Here is a 22,039-nt window from a genome sequence, read left to right on the forward strand (position 1 = left end):
TTGGGGCTTGCACCGGGCATGGAACTTTGTGCCGGGTCGATCCACGACGGGTCGGCCCTTCTCGTCGAGCCCGGCCCTGCCCATGACAAACGGTTGCCTGAAGCCGGTCCCTGCAGGCGGATATGTCCCCGCGGCGCGGAGCATCCAGCCGCGCCAGAGCCCACGAAAGAGGATGGAAAGCAAACGCGCGAGGGATGATGGAAATGGCGGAGAGACAGGGATTCGAACCCTGGGACCCCGTGAAGGGTCAACGGTTTTCGAGACCGCCCCGTTCGACCACTCCGGCACCTCTCCGCGTGAAGGGTCGTTGTGAGGCGGGATTTAGCCATCCTTGCCGGCTTCCGCAACCCCCGATTTTCGCTTTTTCTTCCTGATGATCGGGTGCGCCCCTTCATGCGCTTGGACTTTGGGGGGCATGGGGATAGAAGTCATGAAAGGAACAGGAGGATCCGCCATGAATCCAGTCACCAGCCGCCTTCCCATTACCCGTCTCCTGCGCGGCATCGTCATCGTGATCGGGCTGGTTCTGGTTTCGGCGACAGCCTCGCCTGCAGGGGATGAACGTGTCGCCCGGCTGGCGCAGGCCATGCGGATGGACGAGGTCTTTGCCGTCATGGCGAAGGAGGGCGAGGATTACGGGCGGCAGCTCGAGGAAGAGATGTTCCCCGCCCGTGGGGGTGCCCGCTGGCAAGAGGCCGTGCGTGGAATCTATGCGCCCGATCGGCTGCTGGCCGGTTTCATGCCGGCATTCGAATCTGCCTTGGCCCAACCGAATGTCGATATCGATGCAATGATCGACTTCTTCGAATCCGACCTGGGTCAGCGAATTGTCACGCTGGAAATTTCGGCGCGGCGTGCCTTGCTGGATCCGGCAGTCGATGACGCGGCCCGCCTCAAGCTGTCCGAAATGCGCGAGATGTCGGATCCGCGGATGATGCTGATCGAGGAATTCGTCTCGGCCAATGATCTGGTCGAGGCCAACGTGATCGGCGCCATGAATGCCAGCTATGCCTTCTACCAGGGGCTTGCCGAATCTGGTGCCCTGCCGCCAGACATGGATGAAGGGCAGATCCTGTCGGAAATCTGGGGGCAGGAGGACGATATCCGCGCCGAAATGGATGACTGGATCCATTCCTACCTGCTGATGGCCTATGCGCCCCTGTCGGACGAGGATATTCGCCGCTACACCGAATTGTCGCGCTCACGCGCCGGACAGGACCTGAACCGGGCGCTTTTTGCGGGCTTCGATGCCGTCTTTGTCGAGGTTTCGCGTCAGCTTGGCCGCGCGGCCGGCGCGATCCTGACAGGTCAGGATCTCTAGGCGCATGAAGGCCAGCGGATGGGCCTGGACGGGATGACTTGGTCGGGGAATGCGCGGGCGACGGTTCGTCGGCGAAAGGTATTCTATGTTCCCGGCTACGATCCCTTTCCGCCAAGACGCTACCGCGAGCTTTACCGGCGCGAGGCGGCCGAGCAGGCGCGCCTGTCGGGCTTTTCGATCGATCTTCGGGCGGGGCAGGGCGGCCGCGAAAGCTGGCAGGTTCATGCCTGCATCGATGAGCAGGATGTCGAGTCCGACTTCGAGGTTCTCGTCTGGTCCGACATCGTTCAGGCCTCGATGTCCAGGGGGATCCTGGCAACCTATTGGCAGCTGGTTCGCACTGCCTGGATTTACGTTCGCTCCGGGGCGCTGTGGAGGTTGATGCGGCTGCGCAAGGGCCCGATGATCGCCGCCCTCTATCCGATCGGGCTCCTGCTGCTGCAACTGGTTCTGGCCGTGCTGGCCGGATGGGCGGTCGGGCGCGGTGTCGCGGCGATGACCGGGATTCCCTTGCTTGGCTGGGCCGTTGCAGTTTGCGTCGCCTGGGGCGTTCTGGCCGGATTCCGGGCGATCGATCGACGATTGTATGCCTATTACCTGATGCACGATTACGCATTCACGGCCCGCGATGGCGGTGCCTATCCGCCCGAGATGGAGGCCCGGATTGCGAGTTTTGCCGAAAGGATCGCCAAGGCGCTGTCTGCGGATTGGGACGAAGTGCTGGTGGTCGGTCATTCCTCGGGCGCGCATGTGGCAATTTCGGTGGTCGCGGATCTGGTGCGCTCGGGGCACGTCGCGAAGGGCAGGGGGCCTGCGCTGGCGCTTCTGACCCTTGGGCAGGTGGTGCCCATGGTGTCATTCCTGCCGCGCGCGAAACGCCTGCGTGCGGATCTGGTCTGTCTTTCGACATGCGAGGAGATCGCCTGGGTCGATATCTCGGCCCCCGGAGACGGATGCGCCTTTGCGCTGTGCGACCCCGTCGCCGTCAGCGGCGTGGGCACGGCACGGCAGCGCTGGCCTCTTGTCCTGTCGGCGGCCTTCACCCAGACATTGTCGCCCGAGCGCTGGCGCGCCTTGCGCTGGCGCTTTTTCCGGCTGCATTTCCAGTATCTGTGCGCTTTTGACCGGCCCGGTGTCTATGACTACTTTCGGGTGACCGCCGGACCGGTTCTTCTGCGTGACCGCTTTGCCGGGCGGCAGCCGTCGCGCAGCCGGATCATCGCGCCCCTCAGCCCCCACAGGGACGTCGCATGATCCCGCCCAAGCCGAAACCGCGGGCCGATCGGATCTCGCTGTGGCAACATTTGCGCATGTTTCGCGCGGACATTCTTTCGGCTCAACCCGCGCGGCTGTACCGCGCCTGGATGGCCGAGTTCCGAACGCCCTTCTTCCGGTCCTACCTGTGCAACGATCCGGACCTGATCGAGACCGTCCTGAAGCGCCGCCCCGAGGATTTTCCAAAATCCGACAGGGTCAGAGAGGGTCTGGCCCCGCTTCTCGGTCGTTCCGTCTTTGTCACGAATGGCGCCGAATGGGCGCGCCAGAGGCGTATCATCGACCCGGCCTTTGGTGGGGGACGGCTGCATGAAACCTTTCCGGCCATGTGTGCGGCCGCCTTTGCCGCGCGCGATCGTCTGGCCGCACGCGCGGGGCAGGTGGTCGAGATCGAGGAAGAGTCCAGCCATGCCGCCGCCGATGTGATCTTTCGGACGCTCTTTTCCATTCCGATCGACCATCACATTGCCCGGGCGACATTTCACGCTTTTCGCAGCTATCAGAAGGCTCAGCCGCTGCTCAATCCCGGCGCCTTCCTTCCGCTGCCGTCCTGGGTGCCACGGTTTCACCGCCGCGAGGTTCGCCGTTCGGCGCGCCAGATCCGAAACCTGATCCGGCAATTGACCGCGCAGAGACTGGACCAGATCGCGGCCGGGAACGCACCCGATGATCTTGCGACCAAGATCCTGACGACTCCCGATCCTGAAACCGGGCAGCGTTTCGAGCTGGAGGAAATGGTCGATCAGGTGGCGATCTTCTTCCTTGCGGGGCACGAGACATCGGCGGCCGCGATTGGCTGGGCGCTGTATCTTCTGGCCTCTGCGCCGGATTGGCAGGAAAGGTTGGCACGCGAGGCGCGGGACCACCTGTCCGATCCGCCCGACTTTTCCGACATGGCGCGAATGAAGCTGACCCGAGACGTGTTTCGCGAAACCCTTCGGCTGTATCCGCCCGTGCCGATGATGGTCCGGCAGGCGCGCTGCCCGGTGACGTTCCGGGGCCGTGACGTGGCGCCGGGCAGCCAGATCGTGCTGAGCCCCTGGCATGTGCACCGGCACGAACGGCTGTGGTGCGACCCTGACGCCTTCAACCCCGAACGCTGGCAGGGACCCGAGGGCAGGGAGGTTGCGCGCCGGGCATGGCTTCCCTTTTCGGCAGGCCCGAGGGTCTGTCCCGGAGCAGGCTTCGCGATGATCGAAGGGGTTCTGATGCTGTCCGTCCTGCTGCGTGACCTGCAATTCCATGAGGTCGAAGGCAAGCGGCCCCAGCCCGTTGCTCATCTGACCGTGCGTTCGCGCGATGGTATCTGGTTGCGAATCGAGCGGCGGGAAAAGTGAACTGAACGGTTTGAAATTGGTTGAAAAAGCCAGGGAAGCGCGAAAATATCGGTCAGCGATTCCAACCCATTTGCCCGACCTGATGCCGCTTCCGGCTTCGGGCTATTGTCGTGACGTGACGTCAGAAATCGATCTTCGCGTATTTGGATAACCATTTGTGCTATGACCTCCGCAAGGTCGTGCGATCTCCGTTGCACCCGACCTGATCGCTCGGGCGGCCATGTGCCTGATCGAGTGATCCGTGCGAGTAATCATTTGTGGGCGGGGTCGGATATTGGTTGAGTGGTTCATGAAAGTCATTGGCAATCCGGCCCCGACCCCGCGTATCCCAAGGGTGCGAATCGCATGGCCTGCAACCTGGACGCCGACAGCGCGAAGCCTGGCTGCAAGCCCGCAGGCGCAAGGGCTTTCGCGCGAGGAAGTCGCCGCCCTTTTCCGTGACGAGATGGACGCCGCACTGCGTTCGACGGCCGCGTCGAGCAATTGATCGGGCTGGCCCTGGCGCGTCAGGCAGGCGGCGATCACGCGCCGGAACACGCTTTATTCGGCCAACACTGGTCGTGAAACTCAACCTTCCGGCTGCTTCGCTACGGTTGATGGTGAAATTGTGCCCGACAACCTGTACAAACAGGCAGATCGAATCGTCTGCCACGGGAATTCGCGGGGCAGATCGCGCATTTGCACGTTTCTTCGGTTACGACCTCTGCAAGGTGATCCGCGCTTGGCTGGGAGACAGCGATGGACGAAGGATCGGACGACGACGCCACGGGGTGGGCCGATCTGATCCCCAGCCGTGCCAGTCTGCTGCGGATCGCCATTCCTTCCTGGCGATTTCTGGGGGTCAGGATCGAACGCCAGGAACCGGTCGAGAACGTCTCTCGCGAGGAGATCCAGAACCTTTTCGGCCATGAACTGTCTTCTGCCCGCGAAACGCTAGCACGCAAGCCGGCCTCGGTCAGGGCGGCGCGTGGAGCCTATCGATCCTCGTCGGACTGAAGCTGTGCGCGCGCCAGGCGTTCCTGCAGATCACGCAAGACCGCCAGGCGGATCGCGGTGGCCAGCCCGTGCCTGGTCCCGCGCTCCGTATCGATTTCTGCCGCCAGGGCATTGATCGCCACGCCGCGCCGCCGTGCCATCTCACGGAAAGCGTGCCAGAATTCTGGCTCGAGCGATACGCTGGTCCGGTGGCCGTTCAGGGTCAGCGAGTGCTTCACGGGGCGGGCCATGGCCTTCAATCGTCGTCCCGTCGATGTGCGTCCAGCCGTCGCCTTGAAAGCTCGGCGCGTGTCTCTTCAAGCGTTTTCTGGGCCTTCGTTCGGCCAAAGCGGGCCGCGTTCTCGGCGGCCCGCTTCGTGTCTTCCTCGCGCGCACGGCGTTTGCGGATCGTACGCAGGTTGACGATCTTCGCCATGCGTGCGCCCCTTATTCCTCGGGGCCGACCATGCGCTCGGGGCGCACGATACGGTCAAAGGTCTCTTCATCGACAAAGCCCAGGCGCACGGCTTCTTCGCGCAGGGTCGTGCCATTCTGATGGGCCGTCTTGGCGACCTTTGCGGCGTTGTCATAGCCGATATGGGGCGCCAGTGCCGTGACCAGCATCAGGCTTTCGCGCATCAGCTTCTCGATCCGCTCGATATTGGCCTTGATACCCACAACCATGCGGTCGGTGAAGGAAGCCGCCGCATCGCCCAGCAGCTGCATCGATTGCAGCACGTTGTAGGCCATCATCGGGTTGAAGACGTTCAGCTCGAAATGGCCCTGGCTGCCGGCAAAGCCCACGGCGGCGTCGTTGCCCATGACATGGGCGCAGACCATGGTCAGCGCTTCGGCCTGAGTCGGGTTCACCTTGCCCGGCATGATCGACGAGCCGGGCTCGTTTTCCGGCAGGATGAGTTCGCCCAGACCCGAGCGCGGACCCGAACCGAGGAAGCGGATATCGTTGGCGATCTTGAACAGGCTGGCCGCAACGGTCTTCAGCGCGCCCGAGAACATGACCATCGCATCATGCGCGGCCAGCGCCTCGAACTTGTTCGGAGCCGTGACGAAGGGCAGGCCGGTGATCTCGGCGATCTTGGCGGCGATCGCGGTATCCCAGCCCTTTTTCGTGTTCAGCCCCGTGCCCACGGCCGTGCCGCCCTGGGCAAGCTCGTAGATATGCGGCAGGCACATCTCGACCCGCTTGATGCCCATGGCCACCTGGTGCGCGTAGCCCGAGAATTCCTGCCCCAGGGTCAGCGGCGTGGCGTCCTGGGTGTGGGTGCGGCCGATCTTGATGATGTCCTTGAATTCCTCCGACTTCGCGGCCAGCGCGGCGTGAAGGTGCTTCAGGCCGGGCAGCAGGACATCGCGCGCCATCATCGCGATCGCGACATGCATCGCGGTGGGGTAGGTGTCGTTCGAGCTTTGCCCCATGTTGACGTGGTCGTTGGGGTGAACCGGCTTTTTCGATCCGATCTCGCCGCCCAGGATCTCGATCGCGCGATTGGCGATGACCTCGTTGGCGTTCATGTTGGTCTGGGTGCCGGACCCTGTCTGCCAGACGACCAGGGGGAAGTGATCGTCGAACTTGCCGGCAACGACTTCGGACGCCGCCTGGACGATTGCCTTGCCAATGGTCGGGTCCAGCCGGCCCTGCGCCATGTTCACTTCGGCCGCTGCCTGCTTGATGACGCCCAGGGCGCGGATGATCGCAATGGGCTGGCGCTCCCACCCGATCGGGAAGTTCTGGATGGATCGCTGGGTCTGGGCGCCCCAGTATTTGTCAGCGGGGACCTCGATTGGGCCGAAGCTGTCGGTTTCGATACGCGTCTTTGCCATCGGTCACGTCCGTTTTGTGAAATGCCGCGCCCTAGCTATGCGATTTCGGGGCGCGGGCCAAGGACGTATGGGACGGCGTTTGCGCTAACCCGGCCGCACTACTTGCGAAAACGGTCAAGCGAAACGATTTCGGCCTCGTGTCGCGGAGCATCGGCATCCGTTTCCATGGGGGCGTCTTCGTCGGTGTCGTCGTCGGCATCGTGTTCGGCCGACTCGAAGCGCAGCCCGAATTCGACCGCCGGGTCGACGAAGGTGCGGATCGAATCAAGCGGGACGTAAAGCGTTTCTGGCACATTGCCGAAATTCAGCGTGACCGAGAAGCCATCGGAATCGACCTTCAGACCATCGAACCAGTGCTGCATGACGATCGTCATCTCGTCGGGATAGCGCTCGCGCAGCCAGTCGGCCAGCTGGGCCCGGGGATGACGGGTATCGAAGGTGATGAAGAAATGGTGATCGCCGGGCAGGCCCTCGCGCTCGACCTGTTTCAATACATCGACGATAAGCCCCCGCATCGCGCGGTGCATCAGCGTTCCGTAGTCGATCGTCTTTTTCATCTCGTCATTTCCGATGCATTCCTCGCGTCAAGCATAGAGCATTCGTGGTCGAAGGGAAGTCCGATCGGGTGCCACCCGTTGCGGCCGCGATCCTTTGCGTGCGGGCAGACGGCCCGCTGCCTGAAGCCTGGAGGCGTGGCCCGTCGCGGTCCGGGCAATGCGCGGAACTTGCCCGCCCCAAGGGGGTCAGCCCGTTGGCCGCGTGATCTCGCGCAGGATCTTGTCGCGGATCGCGCGCGGATAGTCGCTCAGGCCCCGGGCCGTCACGACGAAGCCATCGGGACTTGTGACGTGACGCGCGTAATATGTGCTGATCGGGGTTGCGCGGCCCATGTCTTCGATGGCGATGGCGTTGATCTGGGCCCGGCTGCGCAGGGCAGCCATCCGGCCCAGATCAAGCGGCATTCCTGCGTTCTGCGGCCCGTCTCCCGAGATGTCGATGACCCGCCTGCGACAATCCGGCGCGCTGGAAAACAAGGCGGCCGCAAAAGCCAGCGCCTCGCCCACGGCGGTGTCAGAGGCTTCGAACGCGCGCGGCATCGCCCGGGCGCGCGCCGCAAATTCGGCAACCGTCGCCGCGCTGTTCATCCTTTGCCAGCTCAGGGTCACGGTCTGCTGGCCGGCACCCGACCATTGCAGGACGGAAAGGGCCGCCTGTGTCGCGACAAGCGCGTCGATCAGCTCGGGATCCTCAAGCGCCCGCGCCAGCCCTTCGGTCTGCAGGCGGTATTCGGCCCGGTCGATGGACCCCGAGACGTCGATGGCCAGAACCAGGGCGACCTCGCAGGCATGCACGCGAACGGCCGAACCGGCCATCGCGGCAAGCAGGATCAGAACACGGCTCAGGGATGCAGACGACATGCCCACATGATGCCGGTCGAACCTGCCTGCGGCAAGCCGGTCACCCAAGCCGTTCGCTCGACAACAAGAGCAGGAATGCGTCCTTGGGCAGCAGGCCCGCCTGTTCGAAGAATGTTATGAAATCGAAGCAGTTGTAGGCTTCGACGATCTTGCCTGCGCTGATGCGAACCATGACCTGTCCATGGGCACGAATCGGGTTGTCGGATGTCGCGGATCGCCCGGTCGCCACGATCTGGGCCCACAGCCAATCGTCGCTTTCGACGCTTTTCACGACTTCGATCCGCAGGTCGCGCACCAGTGCCAGCAAGGCCGGAACAAGGGCACGGAAATCCTCGGCCCCGACCTGGCCATCGGGCATCAGCCCGTCCGCGGCCGCCTGGGGCGCGAAATAGTCATCTATCGCGTCAAGATCCGCCTCGATCCACACACGGCGGTACCATTCCCGCAGAAGTTCCAGCTTGTCGCTTGTCGGCATCGTTTCAATCCCGGATTGCATCTTGGGGCCAAGCTAGTGCGGCACGGTTGACGAAAAATGAATCCCGGGGCCTTGCTTCGGGCTTTTTCCGGGTGGGTCGAAAGCACAAAGGCCCGGGGCAAGCCCGGGCCTTTGTGAAGGTGCAGGCTTCTGTTGCCAGGTGCCTGCGAACCCCGCCCTACGCGGCTAGGCGCAGGGACTTATGTTTCGGTCTGTCGAGCTGCTTACGCAGCCAGAGCGACCGGAGCACGATTGTCGTTGGCAATTGTGCGTCTTGGACCGATAACGGTGGTACCTCACCGGGGCAAAGCCACTCCTTTACACGTTCGTCGATCCTGTTTCGGCCCCATGGTCCCCAACGAGGGTATCTGGTGGAGCCGCCGGGTACCGCCCCCGGGTCCGATCCGCTTATTACGAGCGCGTTTATGCCCATAGTCCGACTTGCGCCGGACAAGCGGAATATAGGAACCGCAATCGATCCGTGCAAGTGGGTTGGGCCGGCTTACGTGCCGATGGCGCGGCGTCCTCTTGCCGCATCCGGTGCCCTTGCTAAGGGAAGCGCCGGAAACTAGGTTCGCGCGCGACAGTGACGGAGGGGCGGATGGCTGCCAATCGCAAGATCTTCGAAGACGTCTTGGACAATGCCCGCCGCGAGGCCGCGCCGAAGGGAGGGCTTATCGATTCCGGCCGAACGGGCTCGCGTCGCGCCGTCAGCATCTGGCTGGGCATCCTGTTCGCACTGGTTGTCGCGATGATCGCCGTCGGCGGGCTGACCCGGCTGACGGATAGCGGTCTGTCCATCACCGAATGGCGCCCCGTGACCGGCGCGCTGCCCCCGATGAACGAGGCGGACTGGCAGGCCGAGTTCGAGAAGTATCAGCGCATCCCGGAATACCAGCTGCAGAACCGGCACATGACGGTCGAGGATTTCAAGTTCATCTATTGGTGGGAATGGGGCCATCGCCAGCTTGGTCGCTTCATCGGGCTTGTCTGGGCAGTCGGTATTGCCGGGCTCTGGCTGACCCGGAAGATCCCCGCGGGATGGACGGGCAGGCTGCTTGGCCTTGGCGCGCTGGGCGGGCTGCAGGGGGCGATCGGCTGGTGGATGGTGTCGTCCGGGCTCAGTGGGCGGATGGTCGATGTGGCCTCGTATCGGCTGGCCACGCATCTTGGCATTGCCTTCGTCATTCTTGGTCTGATCGCGTGGTACATGATGGATCTGGCCCGCAGCGAGCCTGAGCTGCTGCAGGCCCGCCGCTCGCGCGATCGTCGCGCGGTCGCGCTGGGCACAGGGCTGATGCACCTGGCCTTCGTGCAAATCCTGCTTGGCGCGCTGGTCGCGGGGATCGATGCCGGGCGGGCCTTCCCGACCTGGCCGCTGATGGGTGACAGCTTCTTCCCCGCCGATGCCTTCTATCTGCCCGAAGGGGGGCCGGCGGTGCTGGCCTTTTTCGAGAATCCGGGCCTGGTGCAATTCGTTCATCGCATGGTGGGCTATGCCCTGTTTTTCCTTGCGGTGTTTGCATGGTTCCGGACCCGGCGTTCGCCCCATGCGGCGACGCGCGGGGCCTTTGCCCTTGCGGCTGTACTGGTCGTCGTGCAGGTGATCCTTGGAATTGTGACGGTTGTGCATGCCGCCCCGCTGTCGCTGGGCCTGATCCACCAGCTTGGTGCGGTTGCGGTCTGGGTTGCCATCCTGCGCGCCCGGCACCGCGCCACCTATCCCTTCGGATCGGCCATTCGCGGAGGTGCGGCATGACGGCATTCGATGAACTGATGGCCTACCAGCGCCAGACCGAGGCGCTTGCCCAGATCGCGGGGCGCCTTGGCTGGGACCAGGAAACCGTGATGCCGCGCGGGGCCGCCGAACAGCGGGCCGAGGAACTGGCCGCCATTGAATCGGTCCTGCATGCGCGGCGCACGGACCCGCGGATCGCGGAATGGCTCTCGCACGCCGAGGCACCCGACGAGATCGGCGCCCGCGCCCTTGAGCTGATCGCGCGCAGCTATCATCGCAACGCCGCCGTTCCCGCCGAGCTGGCGGCCGAGATTGCGCGCGCGACCAGTCGCGCGCAGGGAATCTGGGCCGAGGCGCGGGCCACGGAAGATGTCGGTCATTTCCTGCCGATCCTGACGCGGGTGATCGATCTCATTCGTCAGAAAGGACAGGCGCTCGCGCAGGCCGGTTTCGGGGCGGGCGATCCATATGACGCCTTGCTGGACGACTATGAGCCCGAAGCGACGGCAGCCACGATCGGTGCCATGTTCGACCGCATGCGCCCGCGCCTTGTGGCCCTGCGCGAACGGATTCTTTCGCGGCCCGCGCCGGACGTTCTGACGGGACATTTCCCGCGCGAGACGCAGCTGCGGATGGCGCGGACGCTGGCCGGGGCCTTTGGCTATGACTGGGACCGCGGGCGGCTGGATCTTGCCGTGCATCCGTTCTCGTCCGGGTCGGGCAATGACGTGCGCATCACGACCCGGGTGGACGAATCTGATCCGTTCAACTGCTTCTATTCGACGATTCACGAGGTCGGCCATGCGGCCTATGAACAGGCGATCCGGCAGGATTTCCTGCTGACACCGCTGGGCGCCGGGGTCTCGATGGGCGTTCACGAAAGCCAGAGCCGCATCTACGAGAACCAGCTGGCGCGCAGCGCTCCCTTCACGGGCTGGCTTCATGGCCAGATGCGGGCGGCCTTCGGCGATTTCGGCGTGGACAATGCGGACAGGTTCCATGCCGTGGTGAATGCGGTTCGCCCGGGCTTCATCCGGACCGAGTCCGACGAGGTTCAGTACAACCTGCATATCATGATGCGCTTCGATCTCGAACGCGACCTGATCGCGGGGCGGCTGGACCCGGCCGATCTCGAGGAGGCGTGGAATGCCCGCTTCCTTGCCGATTTCGGGCAGGCGGTCGAAAAGCCGTCGGATGGCGTTCTTCAGGACGTCCATTGGTCGGTCGGGTTGTTCGGCTATTTCCCGACCTATGCGCTGGGCAATGTCTATGCCGGATGTCTTCATCGCGCCTTGCGCGCCGACATTCCGGAGCTTGACGCAGCCCTGGGCAGGGGCGAGGCCCATGTCGCCACCGCATGGCTGGCCGAGAAGGTGCAGCGCCATGGCGGCCTGTATCCGCCCGCACGGCTCATCCGTCAGGTCTGCGGCTTCGATCCCGACGAATCGCCGCTCCTGGACTATCTGGAGGACAAGTTCGGCGCGCTCTACGATCTCTAGGCTGAAGGCCGATCATTCGGCCCAGTCGGGCCTGCGCTTGTTCAGGAAGGCGTCGATGCCTTCATTGGTGTCACGCCACAGCATGTTCTCGACCATGACGCGGGCGGCGTGGTCATAGGCGTCTGCAAGCGACATCTGGGCCTGTTCGTAGAATGTGCGCTTGCCGATCCGCACGGCCGCGGTCAGCTTCGACGCTACCTGCCGCGCAAGCGCCAGGGTTTCGTCCTGCAGCGATTCGGCTGGCACCACGCGATTGACCAGGCCGATCTCGGCGGCCCGGCGGGCGTCCACGAATTGGCCGGTCGTCAGCATCTCGAACGCGATCTTGCGCGGCACGTTCCGGGTAAGCGCGACCATGGGTGTCGAGCAGAACAGGCCGATATTGACGCCGTTGACGCCAAAGCGCGTTCCTTCGGCCGCGACGGCCATGTCGCAGCTGGCAACCAGCTGGCAGCCCGCGGCAGTGGCTATTCCATGCACCTGCGCGATGACGGGTTGGGGCAGGGCGGGAATCATCTGCATGACCTCAGCGCAGCGTGCGAATAGATCCGCGAAATAGGCCCGCCCCCCGTCCGGTGCCGCGCGGCCGGCCTGCATCTCCTTCAGGTCATGACCCGCGCAGAAGGCCTTGCCCGCGCCGCGCAGGATCACGACGCGTATGTCCCGGCTGTCGGCCAGCACGTTCAGTACATCGCGCAGCGCGGCCAGCATGGCGTCGGACAGCGCGTTCAGATTGCCCGGAGAGTTCAGGGTCAGAACGGCGATCGGCCCCTGATCCTCGCGCAGCAGGATCGCTTCGCTCATCTTGTATCTCCTCCCGTTTCCGGGCCAAGTCTAGGCCGATGGGCAAAGGGAGGAAAGATGGACGATCTGATCGCACCGAAGATGTCCGAGCAGGAACTGGCCGAGTTCCTGACCCGGGAATTCCCCCAGGTCGCCGGGGATTTCACGATCGAGCGACTGACGCCGCAAGGCGTGGATCTGCGCCTCAGGGTTGCCGAACGGCACTTGCGCCCCGGCGGTACGGTGTCGGGGCCCAGCATGTTCGCCTTGGCCGATCTTGGGGTCTACCTGGCGGTGCTGTCGCGGATCGGGCCGGTCGCTTTGGCGGTGACAACGAATGCCGCGATCGACTTTCTGCGCAAACCCGAAGCGGAACGGGACCTGTTGGCCGAGGTGCGCCTGTTGAAGCTTGGCCGAAATCTGGCCGTGGGCGACGTGCTGGTCCGGTCCGATGGCATGGCGGCACCTGTCGCGCGCGCCAACCTGACCTATTCCATACCGCCGCGGCGCGACCGGGGCTAGATGGCGACGAAGCCCTCACCGCCGCAATGGGAACAGCGCGTGTGCTTCAGACCCATGCAGCCGGTGCAGCGCCCGAAGCGCGGTCGCCCCTGGCCATCGGTGCCCACCATGACTTCCCCCTTGCCGGCGCAGATGCGGCAGGGCGCACGCCCTGATCCGTGACAGCGATGACAGCGCCGCCTGGTCGGCGCGCCTTTCTGGCCATGTCCGTGACTCACGCCTTGTCTCCGTTTCGGTCTGACGACTCAAGTCAAGCACAAGTCCGTGCGGTCTGTCACCGATTGTCTTGCAGCGGGTCGGGAAATGTGGGGTAAAATGATACCCAAATTGCAAGCGATTGAATATACGTTGAAATCTGGAATGACGGGATCTTGACGTGACGCACGAATTCGCGGATAAGCCCGCATCGGAATACGCGCGGCGCAAGCCGCCATTCACAGATCCCGAACTCGAAGGGCTGACAATGAAGACCTACACCGCAAAACCGGCGGATATCGAGAAGAAGTGGATCCTGATCGACGCGGAAGGCGTCGTTCTGGGCCGTCTCGCCTCGATCATCGCCACCCGGCTGCGTGGCAAGCACAAGCCGACCTTCACCCCGCATATGGACATGGGCGACAACGTGATCGTCATCAACGCCGACAAGGTGCAGATGACGGGCAACAAGCGCTCGGACAAGCGGTATTACTGGCACACGGGCTATCCCGGCGGCATCAAGTTCCGCACCGCCGAACAGATCCTCGACAGCAAGCACCCCGAGCGTGTCGTGATCAAGGCCGTCGAGCGCATGATCAGCCGCAACAAGCTGGGTCGCCAGCAGATGCGCAACCTGCGCGTCTATGCCGGCTCCGAGCATCCGCATGAAGCGCAGAAGCCCGAAGTGCTCGACGTCAAGTCGATGAACCCGAAGAACACCCGGAGCGCGTAAGATGGCCGAAGAAATCAAGACCCTTGACGATCTGAAGTCGGTCGTCTCCGGTGAAGCCGCCGCCACCACCGCGACCGAAGAGCCGCGTGAGCCCGTCCGTGACGAGCTGGGCCGTTCCTATGCCACCGGCAAGCGCAAGGATGCGGTTGCACGGGTCTGGATCAAGCCCGGCTCGGGTAAGGTCATCGTGAACGGCAAGGAAATGTCGCAGTACTTCGCGCGCCCCGTTCTGCAGATGATCCTGCGCCAGCCCTTCCAGGTTGCCAATGTCGAGGGCCAGTTCGACGTCATGGCCACCGTCAAGGGCGGCGGGCTGTCGGGCCAGGCCGGTGCGGTCAAGCACGGCATCTCGAAGGCGCTGCAGCTGTACGATCCCGCTCTGCGTCCGGCGCTGAAGGCCGCCGGTTTCCTGACCCGCGACAGCCGCGTCGTGGAACGGAAGAAATACGGCAAGCGCAAGGCGCGCCGCAGCTTCCAGTTCTCGAAGCGCTGATCCGGTCGGATTGCGGAACGATCGCGGGCGCGGCCAAGGCCGCGCCCCTTTCTTGTTTCGGACAACGGGCCGGACCGCGCCGGATGGCAGAAAGAAGAAGGCCCCGCACGAAGGGCGCGGGGCCTTCTGTTTCCGCCGTGGCAGAGATCAGCCTGCCTGCATCTTGTTGTGCTTGCGCGCAATGAAGTCCTTGGCCGTCTGAACGGCCACGGCGGCGTCACGGCAATAGGCATCGGCGCCGATCGCCCGGCCGAATTCCTCGTTCAGCGGCGCACCACCAACCAGGATGATATAGTCGTCGCGCATGCCCTTTTCCTTCAACGTGTCGATCACGACCTTCATGTAGGGCATCGTCGTGGTCAGCAGCGCGGACATGCCAAGGATATCGGCCTTTTCGCGCTCCAGCGCTTCGATATAGTTCTCGACCGGGTTGTTGATGCCGATGTCGACGACCTCGAAGCCCGCGCCTTCCATCATCATGGCGACCAGGTTCTTGCCGATGTCGTGGATGTCGCCCTTGACCGTTCCGATGACCATCTTGCCGACCTTCGGCGCTCCGGTCTCGGCCAGCAGGGGCTTCAGGATCGCCATGCCTGCCTTCATCGCATTGGCCGACATCAGCACCTCGGGGACGAAGAGGATGCCGTCGCGGAAGTCGTCGCCGACGATCTTCATTCCTGCCACCAGGGCTTCGGTCAGGATGCGATAGGGCTCCCACCCACGTTCCAGCAGGATGTTGACGCCTTCCTCGATTTCCTCCTTCAAGCCGTCATAGAGGTCGTCATGCATCTGCAGGATGAGTTCCTCGTCGCTCAGTTCAGAGAGGATGATTTCTTCTTCGTCGGCCATTGCGTGTCTCCTGGCGGTTCTTGAGCCCCGTATGGGGCCAATGGTGGCAGATCACTTGGCAAATAGCGACATGCGTCGCATCTTTGGCGACCGCTGCAGCTGCGGCATTGCCGCCTGTCGCCGGTATCTTGCGTTGTGTTCTTGTTGTGTTCTATGTTTTCGCGATGAAGCTTCCGCCACCCGATCCGTCTGTCCGCTTGCGCGCGCGGGGCGCCACGGCCAATCCCGATGGCCGGTTCGAAACCCTGCGGCGCGAGATCGATCCCGATGCGTGGTCCGATTGCGCCCCCGTGCCCGAGGATCAGCGCCTGCTGCGCACCGAGGTAAGGATCGAAAGGCCAAGAACGATCCTCAATCGCGTTTCCTCGCCCGATCTGGGGTTCGATCGCACGATCAACCCATATCGGGGGTGCGAACATGGCTGTGTCTATTGCTTCGCCCGGCCGGGTCATTCCTATCTGGGGATGTCGCCCGGGCTGGATTTCGAGACGAAGCTGATCGCCCGGCCGGATGCGCCCAAGATTCTCGAGCGGGAGCTGGGCCGTCGGGGCTATCGCGTGGCGCCCGTGGCGATCGGTACGAATACCGACCCTTATCAGCCGATCGAACATCACCACCGCGTCATGCGTGGCATCCTTCAGGTCCTGTCCGACTGGAACCACCCGGTCAGCATCGTCACCCGCGGCACGTTGATCGAACGCGATCTGGACATCCTTTCGGACATGGCCGGCCGGGGGCTGGTGCATGTCGGTCTGTCCGTGACGACACTGGATGCCGCGCTTGCCCGCCGAATGGAGCCGCGCGCGCCCACGCCCGCGCGCAGGCTTGCGATCGTCCGCACGCTTGCACAGGCGGGCATCCCGGTGCGCGTCATGGTCGCCCCGGTGATCCCGGGCCTGACCGATCACGAGATGGAAACCATCCTGAAATCCGCCGCCGAGGCTGGCGCGCGCGCCGCAAGCTGGATCCTGCTGCGCCTTCCGCACGAAGTGGCTGACCTGTTTTCCGACTGGCTTGAACGCGCCGAGCCCCTGCGCGCGCGCAAGGTGATGGACCGACTGCGGCAGATGCATGGCGGCCAGGACTACGATCCGCGTTTCGGCCACAGGATGCGGGGGCAGGGGGTGCATGCCGATCTTCTGTCCCATCGGTTTCGTATCGCTGTCCGGCGGCTGGGGCTGGATGGCGATCTGCCGGCGCTCGATTGCTCGCGGTTCCGTCGGCCGCCGCGCAAGGGCGACCAGCTGTCGCTGTTCGAGTGATCCCCGCCGGACCTCAGCCGCGCCGCCGCCCGCGCCGCTCGCGCGCCGGTCCGGCTTCGCCGCTGCCGTCCGAGGCAGACGAATAGCCGCCCATCTTCTCGGCGATCAGTTCCAGCGTTGGCCGTTCGCCCCGCGGGCGTTCTTCCAGCGCCTTGCGCATCGCGGCCAGATGGTCGGGCGTGGTGCCACAGCACCCGCCGATGATCCTGGCGCCAGCATCGCGGGCCAGCACCGCATATTCGGCCATCAGTTCGGGCGTCCCGTCATAGTGGATGTGCCCGTCGTGGTATTTCGGTATCCCCGCATTGCCCTTGGCGATGATCGGCCGTTCGGCCCCGGCCGTCACAAAGCCCAGCACCGTGCGCAGCAGGTCCGACGCGCCGACGCCGCAATTGGCGCCAAAGGCCACGGGCGGGTGGGACAGGCGATCGACCAGCGATACCATCTGCGCCGCGGTCACGCCCATCATCGTGCGTCCCGCCGTGTCGAAGCTCATCGTGCCGCACCAGGGCATTCCGGCACGGGCACAGGCCTCGGCCGCGGCGGCGTATTCCTCGGCCGCGCTGATGGTTTCGACCCAGAGCACGTCCACGCCGCCTTCCTTCAGGCCCTCGGCCTGTTCGTGGAAGATCTCGACGGCGATCTCGTGGGTCAGGGTCCCCATCGGGGCCATGATCTCGCCGGTCGGCCCGATCGATCCCGCCACGATCACGTCGCGGCCCGCGGCATCCGCAACTTCGCGCGCAAGCTCGGCGCCGACGCGGTTCAGCTCACGCGTCCGTGCCTGCGCATCGTGCAGTTTCAGACGGCTGGCATTGGCGCCGAAGGTGTTGGTCAGGAAGATGTCCGATCCGGCCTCGACCGCCGAGCGGTACAGCTTGCGGATATTGTCGGGCTTGTCGGTGTTCCACAATTCCGGGGCGTCTCCCGCCGTCAGCCCCATGTTGAACAGGTTGGTTCCGGTCGCGCCATCGGCCAGCAGCCAGTCGCGTGTCTCAAGCAGGCGGGAAAGCGGGTCGGTCATCCTGTGGCCTTTCAGAAAATCGTGGTGATTGAATCGATACACCCGTGGCGCGCATTTGCCACGGGTGCAGTGTTTCAGGCAAATGGAACATGATCATGAAGATCATGAGGCGCGTTCATGCCGCGGCGGCTGTGACGGCCTCAGGTCTCGTTCATGATCTGCTTCTTGGCCTCTTCGAGAAGCTCGACCATCCTGGTACGGATGGTTGTCTCGTCGACCTTGTCGCCAAGATCGCCCGCGACCTTGCGATAGACGTCTTCGTCGCCGGCTTCCTCGAGATCGGCCATCACCACGGTCTTGGCATATTCCTCGGCCTCGTCGCCGGTCTTGCCCAGAATTCCGGCCGCCCAAAGGCCCAGAAGCTTGTTGCGCCGCGCGATGGCGCGGAATCGCAGCTCTTCGTCATGGGCGAACTTGGATTCGAATGCGCGTTCGCGGTCGTCGAAAGTGGTCATGACTGGCCCCTTGTGGTGTCTGTTGCCCCTGATATGCCCGCCGGATGCCTGTCGCGCAAGCCCCGAGCGGCGCGTTTCGTGCCGCATGCGCGGCTTGCGGCGCTGCGGGGTTTGGCCTATAGCGTCGCTCGAGCAGGGGCGGCGCCCGAGGCCGCGCCCGACCAACGGAGCTTGCATGGCACGTCGCAAGAAGATCTACGAAGGCAAGGCCAAGATCCTTTACGAAGGCCCCGAACCCGGCACGCTGATCCAGTATTTCAAGGATGATGCGACCGCGTTCAACGCGCAGAAAAAGGCCACGATCGAAGGCAAGGGTGTGCTGAACAACCGCCTGTCGGAATTCTTCATGACGGGCCTGACGAATATCGGCATCCCCAACCATTTCATCCGCCGGATCAACATGCGCGAACAGCTGATCCGCCAGTGCGAGATCATCCCGCTGGAAGTGATCGTGCGCAACTTCGCGGCCGGGTCGATCGCCAAGCGGCTTGGGCTGGACGAAGGGACGCCGCTGCCGCGGCCGGTCGTCGAATACAGCTACAAGAACGATGCGCTTGGCGATCCCATGGTGTCCGAGGAATACATTCTGGCTTTCGGCTGGGCCAGCCAGCAGGACCTCGACGACATCGTGTCGCTGGCGCTTCGCGTGAACGACTTCCTGTCGGGTGTGTTCTATGCGGTCGGAATCAAGCTGGTCGATTTCAAGATCGAGATTGGCCGGATCTGGGATGGCGACTTCATGCGCCTGATCGTGGCCGACGAAATCAGCCCCGATTCCTGCCGTCTGTGGGACATCCGCACGGGTCAGAAGCTCGACAAGGACGTGTTCCGCAACGACCTGGGCAACCTGACCGAGGCCTATACCGAGGTCGCGCGTCGTCTGGGCGTCTTGCCGACGCAGGCGACGCATGTGAACAAACCGACGCTGATCAACTGAAGGGGGCGCCACGATGACCGCCAGGATCAAGGCCCGCGTGCATGTCATGCTGAAGGACGGGGTCCTGGACCCACAGGGCGAGGCCGTGCGCCATGCCCTGGGGACGCTGGGCTTCTCCGGTGTCCAGTCGGTGCGGCAGGGCAAGGTGATTGAACTGGAACTCGACGCCGACGGCCCCGATCAGGCGCGCGACGAGGTCAAGGCCATGTGCGAGAAGCTTCTGGCCAACACGGTGATCGAGAAATACGATATCGAGATCCTGTGATGCAGACCTGCCCGGGTGTGGCCGTCGGCCGGGGCGGGGTCCTTGAGTGATTGCAGGCGGCGAGGCGCGACAGGCGCGTTGAGACGGACATTTCGGGGGCGCCCATGAAGGCCGCGATCATCACCTTTCCGGGTTCGAACTGTGACCGGGACCTTGCCGTGGCCTTCGAGAAGGCCGGTGCCCAGGTCGTGCGGGTCTGGCACAAGGATACCGAGCTGCCGCAGGGCACCGATGTCGTCGGCGTGCCCGGGGGCTTTTCCTTCGGAGACTACCTGCGCTGTGGCGCGATCGCGGCCCAGTCTCCGATCGCCCGCGCCGTGCGGGATTTTGCGCACAAGGGCGGCTATGTCCTCGGTATCTGCAACGGCTTTCAGATCCTGACGGAAACCGGCCTGCTGCCCGGCGCGCTGTTGCGCAATGTCGGCCTGACCTATGTCTGCAAGACGGTCGAGCTGCGGGTCGAGACGACGGACTCGGCCTTCACCTCGGGATATGGCCGCGGCCAGGTGATCCGCATCCCGATCGCGCATCACGACGGAAACTACAATATCGACGAAGACGGCCTGAAACTCCTGCGGGATCAGGACCGCATCGCTTTTACCTATGTCGACAATCCGAACGGTTCGGTGGCCGATATCGCCGGTGTGCTGTCGGAAAACCGGCGGGTTCTGGGCATGATGCCGCATCCGGAACGCATGTGCGAACCGGTCCATGGCGGCACGGATGGATCGGTGCTTTTCCGCTCGCTGATCGGCATGATGGCGCTTGGCTGACGGGTCGCCTTTCCGCCCGCGCTTGAGGCCGGCTGCGCTGCTGCCTAGAATTGCGCAATGAGCCGCGAAACACATCTTGACGACCGGACCGGGTCCGGGGCCACGCGCACGGGCGCTGGGTCCTCTGGCGAGACGGACCAGGGCAGGCGCGGTCTTGCCCGGCTTTACATGGCGGCCTTTGCGATCCTGGCGATCGCGGTCGTCTGGATGACCAATTCCTATCTGTCCGAGCGGCTTGTCGAATCCACGCGCAATCGCGCGCAGATCCGGCTTGCGCTTTATACCGGCCATGTCCTGTCCGAGTTGCAGCGTACATCCGTGGTGCCCTTGTTGCTCGCCCGCGATCCGGCGCTTGCCTCGGCGCTGAGTTCCGGCCAGTTCGAGCTGACCTCGCAAAAGCTGATCGCGGCACAGCAGGAAATCGGCGCGGCGTGGATCCTGCTTCTGGAGTCCAGCGGACGCGCGGTGGCGGCAACCGACCGGACCCGGATCGGATCGAACCATGGCAATGAACCCTATTTCGTCAGCGCGCTGCGCGCCTCCGATACCGTGTTCACGGTGGCCGAACGGCAATCGGGCGGATACGACTTCACCTATGCGCGGGCCGTTGTCTCGGACGGGCGCATCCTGGGCGTGATCGTCGTGGGGGTGGATCTGACAAAGTTCGAACGGGTCTGGGCCGGCATCTCGGACGCCGTCGCCGTCGTCAACAGCGAAAACCGTGTCCTGCTGTCGACCGAGCCGCGCTGGCGCGGTCTTCCCCTGGACCAGGCGCTTGCGGTCCGCCCCCCCATGACGGCAATCGAACGGGCCGTGCAGGTGACGGCGGACTGGGCCAAGACGCCGCCTGATGCCTATGTTCGGGGCGAGGCCGTGATGCGCAACGAGGCCCGGATCCCCTTCCGCGGCTGGCGTCTGGTCAGCTTCACGACCTATGATTCCGTGCGCGAGCGCGTGAATGCGGTGCTTGCGCTCGAGGTCATGGGATTTGCCGTCCTGATGGCCCTGGGCTTTTATCTCTCGACCCTTCGCACCCGCCGGCAATTCATCGATGCGCGCAGGGAATCGGCGGAATTGCGGCGCCTGAATGCGCGCTTGCAGCAGGTAATCGCGGAACGCGAAAAGGTGCGAAAGGATCTGGAGGTCGCCGAGCAGACGCTTGCGCAATCCTCCAAGCTGGCCGCCCTGGGCGAAATGTCCGCCGCCATCAGCCATGAGCTGAACCAGCCTCTGGCCGCGATGAAGACCTACCTGGCCGGGGCACGGCTGTTGCTGCAGCGTCAGCGCACCGAAGAGGCGCTGGCCTCGTTCCAGCGCATCGACGATCTGATCGAACGGATGGGGGCGATCACGCGCCAGCTGAAAAGCTATGCCCGCAAGGGTGGCGAGGCGTTCGAGCCCGTGGACATGCGCGAGTGCATTTCCTCGGCCCTGTCGATGATGGAGCCGACCTTGCGAAACCGGTCCGTCCGCATCAATCGGGTGATCGCGCGCGATCCGGTCATGGTCATGGCCGATCGCGTGCGGCTTGAACAGGTCATCATCAACCTGCTGCGCAATGCCGTGGACGCCACCCGCGATGTTCCCGACCCCGAGATCGAGATCATCCTGACCGCGGGGGAAACCGTCACGCTGGCCGTGCGCGACAATGGCCCGGGCATTGCCGAACTGGATCGCCTGTTCGAACCCTTCTACACGACCAAGAAGCCCGGAGAGGGGGTCGGTCTGGGGCTGGCCATTTCGTCGGGGATCGTGCGCGATCTGGGCGGCAGACTGACGGCGCGCAATGCGCCGGACGGGGGGGCTGTATTCGAGGTGCAGCTTCCCATATTGAAGGACAAGACACAGGCAGCCGAATGAAGAGGGTT

The 22,039-nt window shown here is 64.1% G+C and carries 24 protein-coding genes, 1 tRNA gene and 1 other RNA gene; 14 read left to right on the forward strand and 12 right to left on the reverse strand.

The annotated features are described in order from the left end of the window. Nucleotides 1-204: 204 nt before the first annotated feature. Nucleotides 205-294: transfer RNA gene (locus LV82_RS11525), tRNA-Ser, on the reverse strand. A gap of 160 nt (nucleotides 295-454) precedes the next feature. On the opposite strand from LV82_RS11525, the gene LV82_RS11530 reads away from it, so the two are divergent. From LV82_RS11530 to LV82_RS11545, 4 genes are all read left to right on the forward strand, one after another. Then, complete coding sequence (locus tag LV82_RS11530) at nucleotides 455-1,321, forward strand: DUF2059 domain-containing protein (protein WP_170063409.1); 867 nt, start codon at nucleotides 455-457, stop codon at nucleotides 1,319-1,321. Nucleotides 1,322-1,354: 33 nt separating this feature from the next. After that, on the forward strand, nucleotides 1,355-2,575 hold the full coding sequence (locus LV82_RS11535) for an alpha/beta hydrolase family protein (RefSeq protein WP_104071977.1): 1,221 nt from the start codon (nucleotides 1,355-1,357) through the stop codon (nucleotides 2,573-2,575). Further along, nucleotides 2,572-3,933, forward strand: a complete 1,362-nt coding sequence (locus tag LV82_RS11540; protein WP_104071832.1) for a cytochrome P450 — start codon at nucleotides 2,572-2,574, stop codon at nucleotides 3,931-3,933. Before LV82_RS11535 ends, LV82_RS11540 begins: the two co-directional genes overlap by 4 nt. A gap of 738 nt (nucleotides 3,934-4,671) precedes the next feature. Beyond that, a complete protein-coding gene (locus LV82_RS11545; RefSeq protein ID WP_104071834.1) occupies nucleotides 4,672-4,929 on the forward strand; it encodes a hypothetical protein in 258 nt (85 codons plus the stop codon). Here LV82_RS11545 and LV82_RS11550 read toward each other — a convergent pair. From LV82_RS11550 to ssrA, 7 genes are all read right to left on the reverse strand, one after another. Beyond that, on the reverse strand, nucleotides 4,908-5,159 hold the full coding sequence (locus tag LV82_RS11550) for a ribbon-helix-helix domain-containing protein (RefSeq protein WP_104071836.1): 252 nt from the start codon (nucleotides 5,157-5,159) through the stop codon (nucleotides 4,908-4,910). The two genes, LV82_RS11545 and LV82_RS11550, sit on opposite strands and share 22 nt — an antisense overlap. A 5-nt stretch (nucleotides 5,160-5,164) precedes the next feature. After that, nucleotides 5,165-5,344: a DUF4169 family protein gene (locus LV82_RS11555; protein WP_104071838.1), complete on the reverse strand. Its 180-nt coding sequence runs from the start codon at nucleotides 5,342-5,344 to the stop codon at nucleotides 5,165-5,167. 11 nt (nucleotides 5,345-5,355) lie between these two features. Next, entirely contained in the window at nucleotides 5,356-6,750 is a 1,395-nt protein-coding gene (fumC, locus tag LV82_RS11560; protein WP_104071839.1) for a class II fumarate hydratase, read from the reverse strand. 98 nt (nucleotides 6,751-6,848) lie between these two features. After that, nucleotides 6,849-7,307 (reverse strand): SspB family protein, encoded by a 459-nt coding sequence (locus LV82_RS11565; RefSeq protein ID WP_104071841.1) that lies wholly within the window; start codon nucleotides 7,305-7,307, stop codon nucleotides 6,849-6,851. Nucleotides 7,308-7,493: 186 nt separating this feature from the next. Beyond that, on the reverse strand, nucleotides 7,494-8,168 hold the full coding sequence (locus tag LV82_RS11570; RefSeq protein WP_342750187.1) for a DUF1194 domain-containing protein: 675 nt from the start codon (nucleotides 8,166-8,168) through the stop codon (nucleotides 7,494-7,496). A gap of 40 nt (nucleotides 8,169-8,208) precedes the next feature. Continuing rightward, entirely contained in the window at nucleotides 8,209-8,643 is a 435-nt protein-coding gene (locus tag LV82_RS11575; protein ID WP_170063410.1) for an ester cyclase, read from the reverse strand. Nucleotides 8,644-8,782: 139 nt separating this feature from the next. Continuing rightward, nucleotides 8,783-9,134, reverse strand: a transfer-messenger RNA (tmRNA) gene (gene ssrA, locus LV82_RS11580). 110 nt (nucleotides 9,135-9,244) lie between these two features. On the opposite strand from ssrA, the gene ctaA reads away from it, so the two are divergent. Both ctaA and LV82_RS11590 read left to right on the forward strand, forming a co-directional pair. Continuing rightward, the gene (gene ctaA / locus LV82_RS11585; protein ID WP_104071844.1) at nucleotides 9,245-10,402 is read left to right on the forward strand and encodes a heme A synthase; all 1,158 of its coding nucleotides are present in this window, start codon (nucleotides 9,245-9,247) and stop codon (nucleotides 10,400-10,402) included. Next, on the forward strand, nucleotides 10,399-11,880 hold the full coding sequence (locus LV82_RS11590) for a carboxypeptidase M32 (protein ID WP_104071846.1): 1,482 nt from the start codon (nucleotides 10,399-10,401) through the stop codon (nucleotides 11,878-11,880). Before ctaA ends, LV82_RS11590 begins: the two co-directional genes overlap by 4 nt. A gap of 12 nt (nucleotides 11,881-11,892) precedes the next feature. Here the strand turns inward: LV82_RS11590 and LV82_RS11595 are convergent, their stop codons facing one another. Further along, a complete protein-coding gene (locus tag LV82_RS11595) occupies nucleotides 11,893-12,684 on the reverse strand; it encodes an enoyl-CoA hydratase (protein WP_104071848.1) in 792 nt (263 codons plus the stop codon). Between the two features lie 57 nt (nucleotides 12,685-12,741). Between LV82_RS11595 and LV82_RS11600 the strand changes: the two genes are divergently transcribed. From LV82_RS11600 to rpsI, 3 genes are all read left to right on the forward strand, one after another. Further along, nucleotides 12,742-13,185, forward strand: coding sequence for a PaaI family thioesterase (locus LV82_RS11600; RefSeq protein ID WP_211289209.1), 444 nt, complete (start codon nucleotides 12,742-12,744; stop codon nucleotides 13,183-13,185). Between the two features lie 463 nt (nucleotides 13,186-13,648). Then, nucleotides 13,649-14,113 carry a 50S ribosomal protein L13 gene (gene rplM / locus LV82_RS11605; protein WP_104071982.1) on the forward strand — a complete coding sequence of 155 codons (465 nt, stop codon included), beginning with the start codon at nucleotides 13,649-13,651 and terminating at the stop codon, nucleotides 14,111-14,113. 1 nt (nucleotide 14,114) lies between these two features. Continuing rightward, entirely contained in the window at nucleotides 14,115-14,606 is a 492-nt protein-coding gene (rpsI, locus tag LV82_RS11610) for a 30S ribosomal protein S9 (RefSeq protein WP_104071850.1), read from the forward strand. A 147-nt stretch (nucleotides 14,607-14,753) separates the two neighbouring features. Here rpsI and LV82_RS11615 read toward each other — a convergent pair whose 3' ends face one another. Beyond that, a complete protein-coding gene (locus LV82_RS11615) occupies nucleotides 14,754-15,455 on the reverse strand; it encodes a corrinoid protein (RefSeq protein WP_104071852.1) in 702 nt (233 codons plus the stop codon). Between the two features lie 164 nt (nucleotides 15,456-15,619). Here LV82_RS11615 and LV82_RS11620 point away from each other — a divergent pair, with 164 nt between their 5' ends. Next, the gene (locus LV82_RS11620) at nucleotides 15,620-16,717 is read left to right on the forward strand and encodes a PA0069 family radical SAM protein (protein WP_104071983.1); all 1,098 of its coding nucleotides are present in this window, start codon (nucleotides 15,620-15,622) and stop codon (nucleotides 16,715-16,717) included. Between the two features lie 13 nt (nucleotides 16,718-16,730). Here LV82_RS11620 and bmt read toward each other — a convergent pair whose 3' ends face one another. Further along, nucleotides 16,731-17,741, reverse strand: a complete 1,011-nt coding sequence (gene bmt, locus LV82_RS11625) for a betaine--homocysteine S-methyltransferase (protein ID WP_104071854.1) — start codon at nucleotides 17,739-17,741, stop codon at nucleotides 16,731-16,733. A gap of 140 nt (nucleotides 17,742-17,881) precedes the next feature. Continuing rightward, nucleotides 17,882-18,196, reverse strand: a complete 315-nt coding sequence (locus tag LV82_RS11630; RefSeq protein WP_104071856.1) for a DUF1476 domain-containing protein — start codon at nucleotides 18,194-18,196, stop codon at nucleotides 17,882-17,884. A 175-nt stretch (nucleotides 18,197-18,371) separates the two neighbouring features. Here LV82_RS11630 and purC point away from each other — a divergent pair, with 175 nt between their 5' ends. From purC to LV82_RS11650, 4 genes are all read left to right on the forward strand, one after another. Further along, nucleotides 18,372-19,133, forward strand: a complete 762-nt coding sequence (gene purC / locus LV82_RS11635) for a phosphoribosylaminoimidazolesuccinocarboxamide synthase (protein WP_104071858.1) — start codon at nucleotides 18,372-18,374, stop codon at nucleotides 19,131-19,133. 25 nt (nucleotides 19,134-19,158) lie between these two features. Further along, on the forward strand, nucleotides 19,159-19,398 hold the full coding sequence (purS, locus tag LV82_RS11640) for a phosphoribosylformylglycinamidine synthase subunit PurS (protein WP_104071985.1): 240 nt from the start codon (nucleotides 19,159-19,161) through the stop codon (nucleotides 19,396-19,398). A gap of 104 nt (nucleotides 19,399-19,502) precedes the next feature. After that, nucleotides 19,503-20,171, forward strand: a complete 669-nt coding sequence (gene purQ, locus LV82_RS11645) for a phosphoribosylformylglycinamidine synthase subunit PurQ (protein ID WP_104071860.1) — start codon at nucleotides 19,503-19,505, stop codon at nucleotides 20,169-20,171. A gap of 168 nt (nucleotides 20,172-20,339) precedes the next feature. Then, on the forward strand, nucleotides 20,340-22,031 hold the full coding sequence (locus LV82_RS11650) for a sensor histidine kinase (protein ID WP_245873156.1): 1,692 nt from the start codon (nucleotides 20,340-20,342) through the stop codon (nucleotides 22,029-22,031). Nucleotides 22,032-22,039 lie beyond the last annotated feature (8 nt).

The organism is Albidovulum inexpectatum (assembly GCF_002927635.1).
In the GTDB taxonomy this organism is placed as follows: Bacteria; Pseudomonadota; Alphaproteobacteria; order Rhodobacterales; family Rhodobacteraceae; genus Albidovulum; species Albidovulum inexpectatum.

What these genes read in the sequence shown, in the direction of transcription:
- LV82_RS11530 (WP_170063409.1), top strand. Translation starts at nt 455, where the DNA reads ATGAATCCAGTCACCAGCCGCCTTCCCATTACCCGTCTCCTGCGCGGC.
- LV82_RS11535 (WP_104071977.1), top strand. Translation starts at nt 1,355, where the DNA reads ATGACTTGGTCGGGGAATGCGCGGGCGACGGTTCGTCGGCGAAAGGTA.
- LV82_RS11540 (WP_104071832.1), top strand. Translation starts at nt 2,572, where the DNA reads ATGATCCCGCCCAAGCCGAAACCGCGGGCCGATCGGATCTCGCTGTGG.
- LV82_RS11545 (WP_104071834.1), top strand. Translation starts at nt 4,672, where the DNA reads ATGGACGAAGGATCGGACGACGACGCCACGGGGTGGGCCGATCTGATC.
- LV82_RS11550 (WP_104071836.1), bottom strand. Translation starts at nt 5,159, where the DNA reads ATGGCCCGCCCCGTGAAGCACTCGCTGACCCTGAACGGCCACCGGACC.
- LV82_RS11555 (WP_104071838.1), bottom strand. Translation starts at nt 5,344, where the DNA reads ATGGCGAAGATCGTCAACCTGCGTACGATCCGCAAACGCCGTGCGCGC.
- fumC (WP_104071839.1), bottom strand. Translation starts at nt 6,750, where the DNA reads ATGGCAAAGACGCGTATCGAAACCGACAGCTTCGGCCCAATCGAGGTC.
- LV82_RS11565 (WP_104071841.1), bottom strand. Translation starts at nt 7,307, where the DNA reads ATGAAAAAGACGATCGACTACGGAACGCTGATGCACCGCGCGATGCGG.
- LV82_RS11570 (WP_342750187.1), bottom strand. Translation starts at nt 8,168, where the DNA reads ATGTCGTCTGCATCCCTGAGCCGTGTTCTGATCCTGCTTGCCGCGATG.
- LV82_RS11575 (WP_170063410.1), bottom strand. Translation starts at nt 8,643, where the DNA reads ATGCCGACAAGCGACAAGCTGGAACTTCTGCGGGAATGGTACCGCCGT.
- ctaA (WP_104071844.1), top strand. Translation starts at nt 9,245, where the DNA reads ATGGCTGCCAATCGCAAGATCTTCGAAGACGTCTTGGACAATGCCCGC.
- LV82_RS11590 (WP_104071846.1), top strand. Translation starts at nt 10,399, where the DNA reads ATGACGGCATTCGATGAACTGATGGCCTACCAGCGCCAGACCGAGGCG.
- LV82_RS11595 (WP_104071848.1), bottom strand. Translation starts at nt 12,684, where the DNA reads ATGAGCGAAGCGATCCTGCTGCGCGAGGATCAGGGGCCGATCGCCGTT.
- LV82_RS11600 (WP_211289209.1), top strand. Translation starts at nt 12,742, where the DNA reads ATGGACGATCTGATCGCACCGAAGATGTCCGAGCAGGAACTGGCCGAG.
- rplM (WP_104071982.1), top strand. Translation starts at nt 13,649, where the DNA reads ATGAAGACCTACACCGCAAAACCGGCGGATATCGAGAAGAAGTGGATC.
- rpsI (WP_104071850.1), top strand. Translation starts at nt 14,115, where the DNA reads ATGGCCGAAGAAATCAAGACCCTTGACGATCTGAAGTCGGTCGTCTCC.
- LV82_RS11615 (WP_104071852.1), bottom strand. Translation starts at nt 15,455, where the DNA reads ATGGCCGACGAAGAAGAAATCATCCTCTCTGAACTGAGCGACGAGGAA.
- LV82_RS11620 (WP_104071983.1), top strand. Translation starts at nt 15,620, where the DNA reads ATGAAGCTTCCGCCACCCGATCCGTCTGTCCGCTTGCGCGCGCGGGGC.
- bmt (WP_104071854.1), bottom strand. Translation starts at nt 17,741, where the DNA reads ATGACCGACCCGCTTTCCCGCCTGCTTGAGACACGCGACTGGCTGCTG.
- LV82_RS11630 (WP_104071856.1), bottom strand. Translation starts at nt 18,196, where the DNA reads ATGACCACTTTCGACGACCGCGAACGCGCATTCGAATCCAAGTTCGCC.
- purC (WP_104071858.1), top strand. Translation starts at nt 18,372, where the DNA reads ATGGCACGTCGCAAGAAGATCTACGAAGGCAAGGCCAAGATCCTTTAC.
- purQ (WP_104071860.1), top strand. Translation starts at nt 19,503, where the DNA reads ATGAAGGCCGCGATCATCACCTTTCCGGGTTCGAACTGTGACCGGGAC.
- LV82_RS11650 (WP_245873156.1), top strand. Translation starts at nt 20,340, where the DNA reads ATGGCGGCCTTTGCGATCCTGGCGATCGCGGTCGTCTGGATGACCAAT.